Genomic DNA, 14,820 nt, shown 5'->3' with positions numbered 1-14,820 from the left:
ACTTCGCCTACGTGGTTTACTGCATACTGAAGTTGTTTAAGTTGAACAACATCCCTTTCGGCTTCATCGGCGTTAATGGATCTTCCCGTAATGTATTTACATATCCTCTCAAGCTTTTCTTCCCAAAAAGATATGTTGTCACTATTAAATTCGCCCTTCAAAGCCATTTTAATCAAACGATGAAGTTGAAGGTCAGCATAACGCCTTATAGGTGATGTAAAATGCGTATAGCAGGTTGAAGCAAGTCCAAAATGCCCTATGTTATCAGGGGAATACTTTGCCCTTGCCATTGTCCTTAGCATGAGGTAATTAACAAGTTTTTCCTCCGGTTTTCCTGCAACCTGTTCAAGAATCTTTTGAAGAAGTTTGGGTTGAACATCGTTTTTTATATTTGGAACTTTTATGCCAAGGGATTTAACAAAGTTTAAAAACTCTGTAAGTTTTTCCCTGTCCGGCGATTCATGAATCCTGTAAACAGACGGATAGTCAGCCCAGAACATAAACTCTGCAACAGTCTCGTTGGCAATAATCATAAATTCCTCTATCAGCCTGTGAGACCAAAGTCTTTCCGCTTTGTATATGTCTATTGGTTCCCCTTCCGCATTGAGAACAACTACAGGCTCCGGAAGGTCAAAGTCAATACTCCCCCTCTTGTACCTTTTTCTGTGAAGAATCTGTGCTAACCGGTACATGTGGTTAAGAGACTCAACGACATGGGGAAAATCACGTTTAGCTTCCTCATCACCGTCTATTATCTTCTGAGCTATATTGTAAGTAAGTCTTGCTTTGCTGTGAATAACACTTTCGTAAATCTTGTAATCAACAACTATGCCGTGCCTGTTTATCTCCATCTCACAGGTGAAGGTCAATCTGTCAACATCAGGATTTAAGGAACAGATACCGTTTGAAAGCCTTTCGGGAAGCATAGGAATACATCTATCAGGAAAATAGACACTCGTCCCTCTGTTGTAAGCCTCTTTATCAAGGGCACTTCCCGGCTTAACGTAGTGGGAAACATCTGCAATGTGAACAAAAAGCCTGTAATTACCGTTTGGTAATTTTTCTATGGCAACCGCGTCGTCAAAATCTCTGGCAGTTTCTCCATCTATTGTAAATGTCAGTTGCTCTCTTAAATCAACCCTCCCTTTAATATCAGATATTGAAACCTCTTGAGGTATCTTTTCTGCCTCTTCCAAAACCTCCTGCGGAAATTCAACGGGAAGATCATACTTTCTGATAATTAGTTCTATATCAAGTTTTGGACCGCTTTTACCGAGATTTTCAATAACCCTACCAACAGGACCTCTCGTCTCTGAAGGATAAGAAATTATCTCTGCAACAACGTAATCTCCGTCTTCAACGTTTTTGAAATCTTCAGATGTGAGAATAACGTCGTACCGTATCCTTTTGTCCTCAGGAACAACGAAGCAGTGTTTTTTATACTTTTCAACCCTTCCAACAACTTTTTTCACAGCCCTGTCAATGATAGAAACAATTTTCCCTTCTCGCTTTCCATCTTTTCCTTCTTTTACTACTTGAACAGCGACAATATCTCCGTTCATCGCCCCTGCCATGTTTCTTCCTGGAACAAAAACGCCTTTGCCGCCTTCAAGCGGATCAACAAAACCAAAACCTTCCTTATAAGCACATAATTTACCTACAATTAGGTTTAACTTCTCCGGAAGGGCATACTTTGCACCTTTAAGTTTTACAAGCTTCCCGCTTTTAGCCATCTCTTTCAGCTTTTCTCTTAAAGCCTCTCTCTCTTCAGGTGGTATGCCTAAAAACTTTGCTATCTCTCTTGCTTTAAGGGGTTTGTTCAATTTATGTAAAGCTTCGAAAATTCTTTTTTCCATTGTTCCTCCTGAAAATTGTTTGGCGGAAATAGTTAAAATCACAACCCGCCTTTTTTAGTTTAATTTTTGCCTTTAATTTGTGACTTTTTTATAAAATTTCAACTCTTTAATATTTCTTCTTCAATCCGGTCGTCTGTCAAAGAATCATCTTCAGGATTTCTGGTTAAAAGAATTAAAAATTCCTTATTTCCCTTGGGACCCCTCGGCTCAGACAGAACGAGATTAACAGGATAAAGCCTTTCTTTCTTTGAAAAAGCAATTATCTTATCTATCGCTTTCCTGTGAAGTTGCGGTGACTTAATAACGCCTCTTCCCCTGTCCACCTCTTTTTTGGATAGTTCAAACTGAGGCTTTATAAGTGCAACTATCCGCCCGTCATCCTTCAAAAACTGCTTAACAACAGGCAATATTTTGGTTAAAGAGATAAAAGAAACATCTATGACTATCAGATCAACCTTTTCAGGCACCTCTTTGTCTGTTAAATAGCGCGCGTTAAACTGTTCTATTGAAATAACCCTTTCATCATTTCTCAACTTCCAGTCAAGCTGACCCTTACCTACATCAACAGCATAAACCTTTTTTGCACCGTGCTTCAAAAGGCAGTCTGTAAATCCACCAGTTGATGCACCAACATCCAGACAAACCCAGTTTTCAGGGTTTATGTTAAAGGCTTTCAGTGCAGTTTCTAATTTTAATCCACCCCTTGAAACGTAAGGAATATCTTTACCTTTCAGTTCTATCTTCGCGTCAACAGAAATCTTTGTTCCCGCTTTGTCAACAATATTACCATTGACTAAAACCTTGCCTGCCATTATAATGGCACGTGCTCTTTCCCTGCTTTTTACAAATCCTCTATCAACAAGAACCCTATCCAGTCTCTCTTTCTTCATACCACTCTCAAGAATTTCGTGTAAAGATACATGCCGGTAACTGTTGCCGTTAAGCAGAGAAATACATTCAGAGCAATATTCATAATACCCTGAAGAACAAGGCCATCCTGAATAAGAGCAACCGTTTCATAGCTGAATGATGAGAATGTGGTTAAAGCTCCCAAAAAACCGGTGATAAAAAGGCCCTTCCATTCAGGGGCAATGATATCTTTGAACAGCATCGCAAGGATACCGATGATAAAACTCCCCAGAACATTCACTGTAAGCGTACCGAAAGGAAATGTGCTCCCGGTAAGCTTCTGAACAAAGCCGGCAATAAGAAACCTTGAAATAGCCCCTAAAAATCCTCCAATTCCAACGTAGAGAAATATCATGATATTTCTACCTCTTTGAGTAGTCTGTCCGTTATAACCTCTATTGCTTTCTGCCTTGACTGGTCAAAGTCTATATTGTCTATTATAGGGATTCCTTCTTCTTTTGCAAGCTTATAGAGGTAGTCCTGAATGAGCCTTATGGATTTAAAATTTTTTAAATACTTCTTACTCGTTCTCTGAGAAATCTTTTCCCGGGTCTTAAACCGGCTTTTGTGAATATCTTCATCAAGTGTGGTGAGAAGTATTGGAACAATATGGGCCTTCTCAATTTCTTTAGATTCTTTAAAAGCCCCGGGAATAAGGTGAATGCCCTCAACTATCAAACTGACATTTTCCTTTATGGCTCTATCAATAATAGCCTGAACGCCTGTCAATACTTTCTCAGACTGGTCAAGATAACCATAAATTATCTTTTCCTCTTTAGGCATTTCCCCGAAACGGTAAATAACTTTACCGGCCTCGTAACTTGAAACATGGATAGAAGGAACAAGATCTTTTGAAATCATCTTTCTCATAACTTCCCTAACAGAATCGGTAGAAACCATCCTGTTGATGTCAAAAATCGTTGTAAGCTCTGCGGCAAGTTTTGACTTTCCGACGCCGGTGGCACCAGAAATCAGAATAATTATCGGTTTTTTCAGATTTTTAAGTTTCCTCCAGACAAGGTACCTTGCCGCCACCTCTTTACCATATCTCTCGGTCAAAATTCTTTCAACGAGAGATCTTATCTCTTTACGCTTAACACTCTGCTTTCCGGAAAGTCTTAAAACCTTCTCAACGCTTTTAGCTATCTGGAAAGCTTCAGCGGTATCAAGGCCGGCACTCCTTATTGAGTTGGCAAGAATACCTTTTGAAAATGGCACTGAGGCTCTGCAGTTATCCTCTTCAACTAAGATTTCTTTGTTTTTAAGATAATTTTTGTACTTTTTTGCTATTTCTTTGCCGTAGGACTCCTTAAGCTCTTTATAAACTCTCTTTGAAAGTTCTTTAAGTGTTATCTCGTCTTTGAAAGTTTTAGCAACTCTATCTGCAACCTTATAGGAATCATCTATGGAAAGCCCCAGTTTCATAAGAGACTTGACTAAAACACCCCGAGAAAAGGGATATCGTTCACCTGTATCACTTATTACATAACGCCTCTTTTTCTTCAAGTCTCCTCCAGAAACTACCTTATATGTCTATTGTAATACTTTCTCATTTTTGCAAGATGTTCCTTATATGTTTTTGAAAATATATGTTTCCCGTCAACTGCAAAAAAGTAAAGGAACGGTGTATTTGCAGGATACATGGCAGCTTTTATAGAATCGATACCTGGATTACATATAGGTGTTGGTGGTAAACCTTTTCTAAAATAGGTATTGTAAGGTGATTTTATATTCTTTATATCCTTCCCTTTTAATCCCCTTTTTAAAATTCCTTTTAGTCTGTAGGCATAGATAACTGTTGAATCACACTGAAGAGGCATTTTTTTTATGAGTCTTTTATAAATGATGCCTGCTATTATTGGTTTCTCTGACCTAACGGGAGTCTCCTTTTCAACAATTGAAGCCACCGTTATTATTTTTTTTATGTCAACGCTACCCAGCGCCTTTTCAACAATGGAGGGTGGCTTGTAATCTCTAAACAGAGGATTCGTCTTCCTCTTGAAATTTTCAACCATTGCATCGATAACATCTTTACAGAAAGCATCATCGCTTACAAGATAAGTGTCTGGAAAGAGAAAACCTTCTAAAGATGTGGAATTAAAACCTTTAGAATGGACAAACGTAGCATTGAAGGCAAGTTTTAAAAAGCTTTCCTTTTTGCAGTTACGAAAAGAAGCCTCTACAACAGATGCCACATCAAAAAGATTATAACCTTCAGGTATGACAAACTTCGCATAGTGGACCTGACCTTTTGAAAGAATGTCTAAAATGTCTTTATCTGAATAAATTCCATTTATAGAGTATTCCCCAGCTTTAACTTTAATCTTTTTAAATTTCGCATAAAATTTAGATAAAAATGCTGATTTTATAATGCCACTTCGGGATAATTTAACAATAACCTCGTTGGTAGATTCTCCCCTTTCAACGTAAAATCGTGTATTTATTTTTCTATTGTATGTAAAAAATAGGATTGATTTAAGCATAAAAATAGCAAGAATTAAACATACTGCAATAAACAAATATCTCTTCAATTTTGGGACTCTCTCTTTAAGGCTTTAATTGTGTAGAAGAATCTCTGAAAGGCGGTAAAGTTTGAAAATATGGCAAGAAATAGAAGCATCTCACTGATAAACCCTGTAAACAGAGCAAAAAGAATAATAAAAAATCTTTCCGGCCTTTCAATTAATCCCACTTTACACTCGATACCTAAAGATTCTGCCTTCGCTTTGGCATAGCTGGTAGCAAAGGAACCAACAATAGAGAGCAACCCTAAAACGGCCATAATTACATTCCGTTTGTTAGTGGAAAGAATGACAAAAGCTGCAAGGGGAAAGAAGTCAGCGTACCTGTCGAAGAAAGAATCCATAAAAGCACCTGCTTTTGTAACTCTTCCTTTAACCCGTGCGAGAATGCCGTCTAACATATCACAGGCTCCGGAGAAAAGAAAAACAAAGCCGGCAATGGCAAACATTTTCCTGTATATAAGAAGAGCACTAATCAGAGAGAGGAAAAAACCCATAACAGTCAGGATATTCGGCGTAACGCCCACCATATCAAAAGCTTCTGCAAGAGGCTTTAACATTTTCTGGACTTTGAGTTTAATGTTAGTAGAACTTATCATGACAACCACCCTGGTAAAGTGTTAGCTGTATTATACGCTAAAGGATAAATAAAAAGGCGGAAATCCCATTCTAACTGGCATAGCCAAACTTTTTACTGATGATAGATTTTCATTATTGTTTCGTTCATTGTCGCGTTAACTATTCCCGTACAGTTGCCTGCCCTTGTCCTCCGCCGGATTTTATGCTCCTCACCATGATTTTGAATCATTATGCTTTTGCCGCTCCCGGAGCCACTTTTAGAGCCTTTTCCTGCAAAGGCATAAGGCGAAAGAGCAGCAGCAATTGCCGCAAATAAAAATCGTTTTTTAATGGTAAATGGTATTTCTCCTTTTCATTTCTTAATTCCTTCCGTAATTATCTTAAATATGGTTTCCTCTATTGAATCTATATTTTGCCTTATTCTGCCTTTGGCTTCAGAATATACAAGATTCTTAACCGCACCGGACAAGAAAAGCATTACGATTTTACTGTCAAAATCCTTAAAAATCCCTTCCTGCTTTCCCCTATCTATCATCTTTGTAAGCTTGTTTATAAAATTGTCGTACCATGACGACAGACCGAACTTTTCAAGGTCAGCGACCGAAAACGTCCCGACATCTCGAAGAAAAAACTTAAAAAACTCCTTGTTCTCTTCGAAGAAGGTAAAAGCTTCGTGAATATAAGCTCTCAGAGCATCAAGAGGCGGTTTATCCGAGATAGCATTAACGATGCGCCTTTCCATTTCAAAAAGTTTCATCCTGACGACTTCCCTGTAAAGTTCATCCTTACCACTGAAAAATCTGTATATAGTTCCAACGGCTACACCTGCTTCGTGGGCAATCATAGCAACTTTTGCCTCATGATAGCCAAAAGTAGAGAAAACCTTATCAGCGGCCTTTAAAATAGCGTCTTTCATTACATCAACCCCTGAAAGAAAAAAGGTTTAGAATTTCAGAGTTTAATTATACATAAACCGTTAAAACAACATTTTAGGTTCTTTAAGGGTTATAATTCTATCTTACAACTATCTGTGGAGAAAACGGATGAAATTGGAAGACGTAAAAGAGATTGCAGCAAGAGGCTTCAACCTTATACCTGTATACAGAGAGATTGTAGCAGATTTTGAAACACCATTATCTGCTTTTGTAAAGCTCAAAAATATAGGTGCCAGCATACTGCTTGAAAGTGTAGAAGGTGGGGAAAAGTGGGGAAGATATTCCATCATAGGCATTGGAAACTTGATAACTGTTAAGAGCAAGGAACGGTTTGTTGAGATAAACCGTAATGGAAGAATAGAAGTAATAGAGATAGAAACCGACCCTTTAGAAATCTTGAGAGAAGAGTTTAGAAGGTACAGACCTTTTAAAGACGAAAACTTACCCAGAATGTGGGGTGGTTTTTTTGGTTACTTAGGTTACGATACCGTTAAGTTCTTTGAACCAAGAGTGGCAGGTTTTTCTAAAAGAGACAAAGAAGACTCCATGCTGTATGATATGGTCTTTTCAATACCAAGAAATTTAATAATTTTCGATAACGTTTCAAAAACCATAAAAATAATAGGATACATAATAGAAAGGGATTATTCTCCAATAGAGGAAATATACGAAGAAGCTGTATCATCCATCGAAGAGATAGAAAACAACCTCTCTGAAAACACCCCGGAAAAACTTGTTAACAAAGCAATAGCTCCAAGTGAAGAGTGGAAGGTGAACTTCTCAGACTCAGACTTTGCAAAAGCCGTTGAAAGGGCAAAAGAGTACATAAGAGCCGGCGACATCATACAGGTGGTTTTATCAAGACGGTTTGAAAAACCTTTTAAAAGCGATGCCATCACCCTCTATAGGGCTTTAAGGTTCATCAATCCATCTCCTTACATGTATCTGCTTGACTATAACGATTTCCAAATCGTAGGTGCATCACCAGAGGTATTGGTAAGATTGACAGACGGAAAAATTGAAACAAGGCCGATAGCCGGTACAAGGCGCAGGGGAAAGACAGAAGAAGAAGATCTTGCAATGGAAAGGGAGCTCTTATCCGACGAAAAGGAAAAGGCGGAACACATTATGTTAGTTGATCTTGCAAGAAACGACGTTGGTAGAGTAGCAGAAAATGGAACCGTAAAGGTAACAGACCTTATGATCATAGAGAGATACTCCCACGTTATGCACATTGTTTCAAATGTCGTGGGAAAGCTTAAAAAAGGTTTTGATGCGTTTGACGTCCTGAAAGCGTGCTTTCCGGCAGGAACAGTATCAGGCGCACCAAAGGTTCGTGCAATGGAAATCATTGAAGAGATGGAACCTTCGAAAAGGGGTGTTTACGCAGGAGCCGTAGGGTATTTCTCCTTTGACGGAAACATGGATACCGCAATAGCAATAAGAACTGCCATCGTTAGAAAGGACAAGGTTTACGTTCAGGCAGGTGCCGGAATTGTCGCAGACTCAAAACCGGAACTTGAGGTGAAGGAAACTCTGAACAAGGCAAGAGCAGTATTCAAAGCCGTTGAGTTCGCCGAAAAAGGACTTAAATTTCATGACTGACACTTTAATAAGAGGTAAATGATGAAACCCTTTGACATAGAAGCCGAACTGAAAGTTCTCGGAACAGTAATTATTCAGCCTTCATTTGCTTTCAGGGCGGTAGAACTTTTAAATCCAGAAGATTTCTTCAAAAAAGAACATAAACAGTTCTTTAAGTTTCTCAAGATGCTTTTGGCGGAAGGATACACAGAAAATCAGTTGAATGAAATTTCCTACAAAGATGAACTCGAAAAGAGGGGCTTACTTGAAAATGTTGGCGGCGAAGAATACCTCTCGTACATGATAGAATTTGCCCTTGACAACTATGAGAAGTTTGAATCTGCCTGTAAAATAGTTAAAGATAAAGCCCTCTTGAGAAAGATTATTGATATCACAGAAGAAATTCCAAAAAAGATGGAAGAAACACCCGACCCGGACGTGCTGATAGATGACATAGAGAGGAAGGTTTTCGCCCTCTCTGAAGAAAGAGTAACAAACACATTAGTTCCTGTGTCGGAAATCGTCCCAAAAGTTATTGAGGAAATAGAAAAACTCGCCGTTAAAAGAGAAATGGTTACCGGCATTCCAACCGGTTTTTCTGATCTCGACACCAAAACTTCAGGACTTCAAGACTCAGACCTGATAATTATAGCGGCAAGGCCATCTATGGGAAAAACAGCTTTTGCCCTATCCATAGCCTACAATGTAGCTGTTGAAAGGGGAAAAAGCGTAGCCGTTTTCTCACTTGAAATGTCAAAAGAGCAGTTAATAACAAGACTTTTAGCCCAGGCCTCTGGCATTCCACTTCACAAAATCCGTTCTGGATTCCTGTCCTCACAGGAACTTGACAGACTTATAGAAGCGGCAGACACAGTAAGGGAAGCACCTATCTACATCGATGACACACCAGGCATATCCGTCCTTGAGATGAGGGCAAAAGCGAGAAGACTTAAAAGTGAAAAAAGCGTCGATCTTATAATCGTTGACTACCTTCAGCTTATGAGGGGAATAAGAAAAACGGAAAATAGACAGCAGGAAGTATCTGAAATCTCCCGCTCCCTTAAAGGACTGGCAAAGGAGCTGAACATACCTGTAATAGCACTATCCCAGCTGTCCCGTCAGGTTGAACACCGTTCAGACAAAAGACCTCAGCTTGCAGATTTGAGAGAAAGTGGTTCAATAGAGCAGGATGCGGATGTCGTAATGTTCATCCACCGGCCGGAAGTCTACAAAAAAGACCCTCCACCGGAAGAGAGGGGAATAGCAGAAATCATCATAGCAAAACAGAGAAACGGTCCTACCGGAATGATAACTCTTTCCTTTATAAAAGATCTTACAAGGTTTGAAAACCTGAAAGAAACAGAACTTATAAAAAGTGAAGAAGAGAACCTTGAAGAAGAACCGCCAATAATAATGGAGGAGTCAAAACCTTCCTCACCGCCTGATTTTACATTTGATGAAGGGGATGAAGATTACGGGTTTGAATTTTGAATTCAATTTAATTAAACCAACTTAATATTCTGTTTGTACGATTATAAATTTTAATTAAAGTATCTACGGGGATTTAATGAAAAAACTGGTAGTGGTATATCTATCTCTCATTATATTTGCAGGCACCGCTTTTTCAGCAGAAAATTTAGGGAATATGTCTAAAAATCAAGTTTATTGATGTTCACGTTTTCTCTAATCCAGTCTATGTATGCAGGAATGCCTTCTTCTATCTGAACCTGAGGTGTCCAGCCAAGTATTTCTTTTGTATTGGTCAAATCAGCTTCCGTATAGTTCTGATAAAAGTCATAGGGATTGTCAAAGTATTCCGTTTCAACATCCACACCCAAAGTTTTTTTGATAACGTCAACAACCTCGTTAAAGCTTCTGGCTCTGCCTGTTCCAACGTTTACGATACCGTTTTTAAAACTCTCATAAGCCTTTATGTTGGCTTCAACACAATCCATAACATAGACAAAGTCTCTCTTCTGCTCTCCCCATTTGAAAAGCCTCGGTCTTTTCCCCTTCATTATCTGAACAGTTAACTTTAAAATCATGCTTGCCATTTTTCCTTTGAACATCTCACGGGGACCGTAAACATTGAAATATCTGAGACCCACAACATGCATCTGTGGATGCTCTTTCATAAACTTATAGGTAAACATATCCATCGCATATTTTGAAAAACCGTAAACATTTTCAGGGAAAAGAGGTTGATGAACCTTCATGGGAATATCGCCATTTCCGTAAACGGCGGCAGAAGAAGCGTAAATGACGGAAGCTTTCGTTTTCAAGGCGGCATTCAGAATCTTTTTAAAAGCCTCACAGTTTGTTTCCATCATTTCTTTCTGTCTGTGGTCTGTTGTGTCAACATTTGCCGCCTGATGAAAGATAGCATCAAAGTTTCTCTTTTCTATCTCTTCAATAACATTGTCATCGGTAATTGAACCGGTTATTATTTCACCGTCAAAACCTATAAGATTTTTAAAATGACCTGAAGAAAAGTCGTCAAGAATAACAACCTCCGCATCCGGATACCGTTTCTTAAGTTCGAAGGCAAGGTTTGAACCTATAAATCCTGCACCGCCGGTAACAAGAAATCTCATTCTCCAACCTCTCCCTTGAGATATGTCTCATACCCTTTTTTCTCAAAAGCCTCCTTTACCTTCTTGCCAAAATCAAGGGCAAGTTTATAGTTTACGAACGTTGCAAGGGTTTTTGCCTCTTCAAGGTCGTTACCCTTAAACCTCATAATGGAAACGGCCCACTTAAAGCTTGTAGCCTTTGTAGGGTCATCGTAAACCCTCTGAACGAAAACATCACATATTCTATCTTCTCCAAGGCCTGAATCGGGAATATCTGCAAGAAACTCTCTGAAATAGCTGTCCATCTTTTACCTCCGCTTATCATTTTTCTATGATTGTCTCTTCAACCTTCATTCCGAAATGTCTTCCGGGCTTTTCAGTATAAACAAGAACTTTATCTCCCGGTTTTAACTCAACAACGGATATCGGATTACCTTCAGGCGTTGTAAGTCTGATTGTTTCAGCATTTTGAAGGATTCCAGCAACCTTTTTGCCGTCTTCTGTTTCAGCCTCTACTAAAAGCATAGGCCTTCTTTCAACTTTAGCCCTTCCAACGTAAGCTACTCTTCCTTCGCCTTTATAGTTGTAAATCATAATCTCGTCGCCGCTCTTTATCTCTGAAAGGTACTTTGTCTTTCCGCCGGGCAATCTGACGTACATGTGAACAGCACCTGCATTTACCCTGAAGGGTCTTGCTGCAACGTAAGGGTTGGACTCTGTTTCGGCATGAACAAGAAACATACCGGCAGAAGAGTTGCCAACTAACGCTCCTTCCCCCCTTTCCATGAGAGAAGCCGTATCTATGCACACCCTATCACACATTCCTATAGGTGTTATCTTTTTAATTGTTGCCGTTTTAAGGTTAACACTCTCACCGGCAAGCCTTATAACTTCACCGGTCTTCTTAATCTCGTTTATGTCCTCGGTGTCAAGAACCACACCCTTCGTCCCCTTTTCAAGAATTGTTATGGCAGTTTTGGCTTCTTCTGCGTTTCTCACCCACGCGTACAGGTTGTCACCCTGGGCAAGAAGGTTTTCTATAGGGATAATCGTCCAGTCGGTTGTTTTAACAATAACGTTCTTTCCCTGCTTTAGATACTTCGCCGCCAGTTCCTCATCCTGCTTGTTCTTTATCTCAACAACGATAAAATCCTCACCTAACTTGTAATCTCCATCAGGTGCAATTGTTTTAACCCTTGCAAGTTTCTTTATCTTCTCACTGCCACCGTTTTCAAGCAGCAGGGCAAAAACACCAGACTCAAGGGCTGTTGTAACAACGGTTTTATCTTCAGGGCTTTTAACCCTTACAATAAGTTCTTTTGACATATCTATTCCTCCCTCACTTTATCAGCTTTGTAAGAAGCGCCTTCTGGGCATGCAATCTGTTTTCAGCCTGATCCCAGACAATTGAACGGCAACTCTCTATAACCTCATCTGTAACTTCCTCATCTCTGTGGGCTGGAAGACAATGCATAAAGAGAACATCAGGTTTTGCATGCTTCAAAAGCTTCATGTTCACCTGATAAGGCATAAATAATCTTTTTCTCTTTTCTGCCTCTTCTTCCTGTCCCATGCTTGCCCAGACGTCGGTATAGACAACATCAGCATCCTTAACTGCCTCCAGAGGATCATGAGTCACAACTATCTCCGAACCGGTGCTCCTGGCTATCTCTTTTGCCTTTTCAATGTAAAACGGCAGTGGCTCATAACCTTCAGGCGTTGCAGCGTAAAAGTTTATTCCTGTCATAGCAGCACCAATAAGCCAGGAGTTGCACATGTTGTTACCATCACCAAGGTAAGCAACTTTTAGACCTTTAAGCTCTCTTAAATACTCTTTTATGGTAAATAGGTCGGCAACTACCTGACACGGATGCTCCTCATCGGTAAGGGCGTTAATAACAGGAACCTTTGAATACCTTGCTATCTCTACGACTCTGTCCTGACCAAACGTCCTGATAACGATACCGTCAACGTACCTTGAGAGGACTCTTGCTGTATCTTTAAGCGGTTCTCCTCTACCCAGCTGAGAACCTTTCGTATCCATGTAAACGCCGTGTCCTCCAAGCTGGAAAACGCCAACTTCAAAAGAAACTCTAGTCCTTGTTGAAGGCTTCTCAAATATTAAAGCAACCGTTTTTCCCTTTAACGGTTGAAAAACTTCTCCTTTCTTCTGTTTCTCTTTTATAACTGCCGTAGCCTCAAGAAGTTCTGCAAGTTCCTCTTTAGTGATGTCAAGCATAGAGATAAAGTCCTTCATTTATCACTCCTAAACAAGCTATTTAATTTCTGCATTGTCATCTTAAAACTGGTATCCATGTGGTCCACCTTTGCCTTAAGTTCAAAATATTCTTTTTCTATCTTTAAAAGTCTGGCGTCTATCTCCATAAGTTTATGTGAAAATCCTTCAAGCATAAAATATATCTTCAGACTGAAAAGAAACAGCATAACTATCAAAAGAAGCAGCATCACAAGAAGTATCTGAAACACCCTCTCCTCCTAAAACTCCGGCGAGTAGATTATGCGCGTCGGACAGGCAGGGATACAGTGGCCGCAACCAACACACTTTGTCTTGTCAAACTCAACCCTAAACGTCACAGGATCAAGGTAAAAAGCGTTCGTCGGACACGGTGCTATACACGCACCGCAGTGAATACACTTTTCATCTTCCCTGAATATGTCAAGCTCAAGAGGTCTAACCTTTACGTTGATTCCCTTGAGAAACTTAACAGCTCTTTTTAAACTGTCAGAATCTCCCTTAAGCTCAAGAACGGCAGAACCTTCCATCTTTGGAAGTATTTCAGCCCTCAATATATTAACGACAAGGTCGTAATCTTTCACAAGCTTATAGATAACCGGTTTATCCCACGTCTCCTTTGGAAACGTAAGAACAAGCTTAACAGAAGACTCTTTCATTCAATCCATCTCCTACGGTTTGACAATCTGTATGGGTATCTTCTTCCTTACAAAAACCCTTATAAAATGCTGGAATTTTGAGGCAAGGTCAGGTTTGATCGTCGTAACGGCAAATATCAGGTCTTCCTCTTTTTTAACCCTGAAGTAAAAGTTGTAAAGGTAGATTTTTTTCAGCGTAACCTTATAACCTGCGGCCGCAGCTTCTACCTTTTTCCAGTCAACCTCTCTAACCTTATTACCTAAAAAATTCTCTATCCAGATAGATTTAGGCGTCATAACAAACCTGTAGTTGGTAAGTATTGGTTTAAGCTGGCGGTAGAGAAGATAAAGAAGGGCAACAAGTATTCCAAAAAGAAGAAGCCTTAAAATGCCGTGTGCCATAATTGCCGCTATGAGAAAAAGAACATCTATAAAAATCGGCAGCACTATAAAAAGCGGTTCCTGTGAAACTTCAAATCTTTTACCCTGAGGTAAGGCCATTTAATCCTCCTAAAGTGCAAGCATTCTCTCTATTGCGCTTTTCGCCTTTTTTGCAGTTTCGGCATCAACCTTCACTTCATAAACACCATTTTTAAGTGAATTAGCTATTCTATCAAGTGTTATCATTCTCATCTGGTCGCAGATAAAAGTTTCATAGGCAGAAATGAATGTTGCTTCAGGCTTAATCTTCTTAAGCTGATGGATAATTCCCCTTTCTGTCCCGACAATAAAGCTATCTTTATCGGAAGCCTTCACGTGTCTAATTATCTGAGATGTGCTACCTATAAAATCGGCAAGCTTTCTCACAGAAGGAGAACATTCGGGATGAACAACAACCTCTGCGTTCGGATATTTTTTCTTCAAAGGTTCCAGCCATTGGGCAGTAAGTTTTTCATGAACCGGACAGTAACCGTTCCAGAGTTTTATCTCCTTGTCCTTCACCTGCTCGGCGACATAGCTACCAAGGTTT

At 39.6% G+C, this 14,820-nt stretch carries 17 protein-coding genes; 2 read left to right on the top strand and 15 right to left on the bottom strand.

All coding sequences use genetic code 11. The features are described 5' to 3' along the window. The 7 genes from rnr to MV676_RS02785 form a co-directional block, all read right to left on the bottom strand. Positions 1 to 1,856, bottom strand: a 1,856-nt coding sequence (gene rnr / locus MV676_RS02815; protein ID WP_297445081.1) for a ribonuclease R, incomplete at its 3' end; no start/stop codon positions are given. Positions 1,857 to 1,954: 98 nt separating this feature from the next. Further along, positions 1,955 to 2,746 carry a TlyA family RNA methyltransferase gene (locus MV676_RS02810; protein ID WP_297445080.1) on the bottom strand — a complete coding sequence of 264 codons (792 nt, stop codon included), beginning with the start codon at positions 2,744 to 2,746 and terminating at the stop codon, positions 1,955 to 1,957. After that, positions 2,743 to 3,120 (bottom strand): fluoride efflux transporter CrcB, encoded by a 378-nt coding sequence (gene crcB / locus MV676_RS02805; protein WP_297445079.1) that lies wholly within the window; start codon positions 3,118 to 3,120, stop codon positions 2,743 to 2,745. The genes MV676_RS02810 and crcB overlap by 4 nt, the downstream gene beginning before the upstream one ends. Next, on the bottom strand, positions 3,117 to 4,271 hold the full coding sequence (locus MV676_RS02800) for an ATP cone domain-containing protein (protein WP_022847189.1): 1,155 nt from the start codon (positions 4,269 to 4,271) through the stop codon (positions 3,117 to 3,119). Before MV676_RS02800 ends, crcB begins: the two co-directional genes overlap by 4 nt. 14 nt (positions 4,272 to 4,285) lie before the next feature. After that, positions 4,286 to 5,296: an endolytic transglycosylase MltG gene (mltG, locus tag MV676_RS02795; protein ID WP_297445078.1), complete on the bottom strand. Its 1,011-nt coding sequence runs from the start codon at positions 5,294 to 5,296 to the stop codon at positions 4,286 to 4,288. Next, the gene (locus MV676_RS02790) at positions 5,293 to 5,886 is read right to left on the bottom strand and encodes a CDP-alcohol phosphatidyltransferase family protein (RefSeq protein WP_297445077.1); all 594 of its coding nucleotides are present in this window, start codon (positions 5,884 to 5,886) and stop codon (positions 5,293 to 5,295) included. The genes mltG and MV676_RS02790 overlap by 4 nt, the downstream gene beginning before the upstream one ends. Before the next feature lie 332 nt (positions 5,887 to 6,218). Then, positions 6,219 to 6,782 (bottom strand): TetR/AcrR family transcriptional regulator, encoded by a 564-nt coding sequence (locus MV676_RS02785; RefSeq protein ID WP_022847185.1) that lies wholly within the window; start codon positions 6,780 to 6,782, stop codon positions 6,219 to 6,221. A 127-nt stretch (positions 6,783 to 6,909) separates the two neighbouring features. On the opposite strand from MV676_RS02785, the gene trpE reads away from it, so the two are divergent. Beyond that, the gene (gene trpE, locus MV676_RS02780; RefSeq protein WP_297445075.1) at positions 6,910 to 8,406 is read left to right on the top strand and encodes an anthranilate synthase component I; all 1,497 of its coding nucleotides are present in this window, start codon (positions 6,910 to 6,912) and stop codon (positions 8,404 to 8,406) included. Between the two features lie 18 nt (positions 8,407 to 8,424). After that, a complete protein-coding gene (gene dnaB / locus MV676_RS02775) occupies positions 8,425 to 9,876 on the top strand; it encodes a replicative DNA helicase (RefSeq protein WP_297445074.1) in 1,452 nt (483 codons plus the stop codon). A gap of 158 nt (positions 9,877 to 10,034) precedes the next feature. Here dnaB and rfaD read toward each other — a convergent pair whose 3' ends face one another. The 8 genes from rfaD to nadA all read right to left on the bottom strand — a co-directional run. Further along, the gene (gene rfaD / locus MV676_RS02770; RefSeq protein WP_297445072.1) at positions 10,035 to 10,979 is read right to left on the bottom strand and encodes an ADP-glyceromanno-heptose 6-epimerase; all 945 of its coding nucleotides are present in this window, start codon (positions 10,977 to 10,979) and stop codon (positions 10,035 to 10,037) included. After that, positions 10,976 to 11,263, bottom strand: a complete 288-nt coding sequence (locus tag MV676_RS02765; RefSeq protein ID WP_022847176.1) for a hypothetical protein — start codon at positions 11,261 to 11,263, stop codon at positions 10,976 to 10,978. The genes rfaD and MV676_RS02765 overlap by 4 nt, the downstream gene beginning before the upstream one ends. Before the next feature lie 16 nt (positions 11,264 to 11,279). Next, complete coding sequence (locus MV676_RS02760) at positions 11,280 to 12,284, bottom strand: 3-dehydroquinate synthase II (protein ID WP_297445069.1); 1,005 nt, start codon at positions 12,282 to 12,284, stop codon at positions 11,280 to 11,282. Between the two features lie 13 nt (positions 12,285 to 12,297). Next, positions 12,298 to 13,215 carry an ornithine carbamoyltransferase gene (gene argF / locus MV676_RS02755; protein ID WP_297445067.1) on the bottom strand — a complete coding sequence of 306 codons (918 nt, stop codon included), beginning with the start codon at positions 13,213 to 13,215 and terminating at the stop codon, positions 12,298 to 12,300. Further along, positions 13,212 to 13,445: a hypothetical protein gene (locus MV676_RS02750; RefSeq protein WP_297445065.1), complete on the bottom strand. Its 234-nt coding sequence runs from the start codon at positions 13,443 to 13,445 to the stop codon at positions 13,212 to 13,214. Before MV676_RS02750 ends, argF begins: the two co-directional genes overlap by 4 nt. Before the next feature lie 9 nt (positions 13,446 to 13,454). Then, entirely contained in the window at positions 13,455 to 13,871 is a 417-nt protein-coding gene (locus MV676_RS02745; RefSeq protein ID WP_022847172.1) for an NIL domain-containing protein, read from the bottom strand. 12 nt (positions 13,872 to 13,883) lie between these two features. Further along, the gene (locus MV676_RS02740) at positions 13,884 to 14,351 is read right to left on the bottom strand and encodes a hypothetical protein (RefSeq protein ID WP_297445063.1); all 468 of its coding nucleotides are present in this window, start codon (positions 14,349 to 14,351) and stop codon (positions 13,884 to 13,886) included. 9 nt (positions 14,352 to 14,360) lie between these two features. Continuing rightward, a partial coding sequence (nadA, locus tag MV676_RS02735; protein WP_297445061.1) for a quinolinate synthase NadA occupies positions 14,361 to 14,820 on the bottom strand: 460 nt, incomplete at its 5' end.

It is taken from the genome of Desulfurobacterium sp., assembly GCF_027028515.1.
Lineage (GTDB): Bacteria > Aquificota > Aquificia > Desulfurobacteriales > Desulfurobacteriaceae > Desulfurobacterium_A.
Note: the sequence above shows the minus strand (reverse complement) of the source record. Positions and strands in the feature narration are given on the sequence as shown.

Bases quoted from the DNA above. Each gene is read 5' to 3' on its own strand.
- MV676_RS02810 (WP_297445080.1), bottom strand. From the start codon at position 2,746: ATGAAGAAAGAGAGACTGGATAGGGTTCTTGTTGATAGAGGATTTGTA.
- crcB (WP_297445079.1), bottom strand. From the start codon at position 3,120: ATGATATTTCTCTACGTTGGAATTGGAGGATTTTTAGGGGCTATTTCA.
- MV676_RS02790 (WP_297445077.1), bottom strand. From the start codon at position 5,886: ATGATAAGTTCTACTAACATTAAACTCAAAGTCCAGAAAATGTTAAAG.
- MV676_RS02785 (WP_022847185.1), bottom strand. From the start codon at position 6,782: ATGAAAGACGCTATTTTAAAGGCCGCTGATAAGGTTTTCTCTACTTTT.
- trpE (WP_297445075.1), top strand. From the start codon at position 6,910: ATGAAATTGGAAGACGTAAAAGAGATTGCAGCAAGAGGCTTCAACCTT.
- dnaB (WP_297445074.1), top strand. From the start codon at position 8,425: ATGATGAAACCCTTTGACATAGAAGCCGAACTGAAAGTTCTCGGAACA.
- rfaD (WP_297445072.1), bottom strand. From the start codon at position 10,979: ATGAGATTTCTTGTTACCGGCGGTGCAGGATTTATAGGTTCAAACCTT.
- MV676_RS02765 (WP_022847176.1), bottom strand. From the start codon at position 11,263: ATGGACAGCTATTTCAGAGAGTTTCTTGCAGATATTCCCGATTCAGGC.
- MV676_RS02760 (WP_297445069.1), bottom strand. From the start codon at position 12,284: ATGTCAAAAGAACTTATTGTAAGGGTTAAAAGCCCTGAAGATAAAACC.
- argF (WP_297445067.1), bottom strand. From the start codon at position 13,215: ATGAAGGACTTTATCTCTATGCTTGACATCACTAAAGAGGAACTTGCA.
- MV676_RS02745 (WP_022847172.1), bottom strand. From the start codon at position 13,871: ATGAAAGAGTCTTCTGTTAAGCTTGTTCTTACGTTTCCAAAGGAGACG.
- MV676_RS02740 (WP_297445063.1), bottom strand. From the start codon at position 14,351: ATGGCCTTACCTCAGGGTAAAAGATTTGAAGTTTCACAGGAACCGCTT.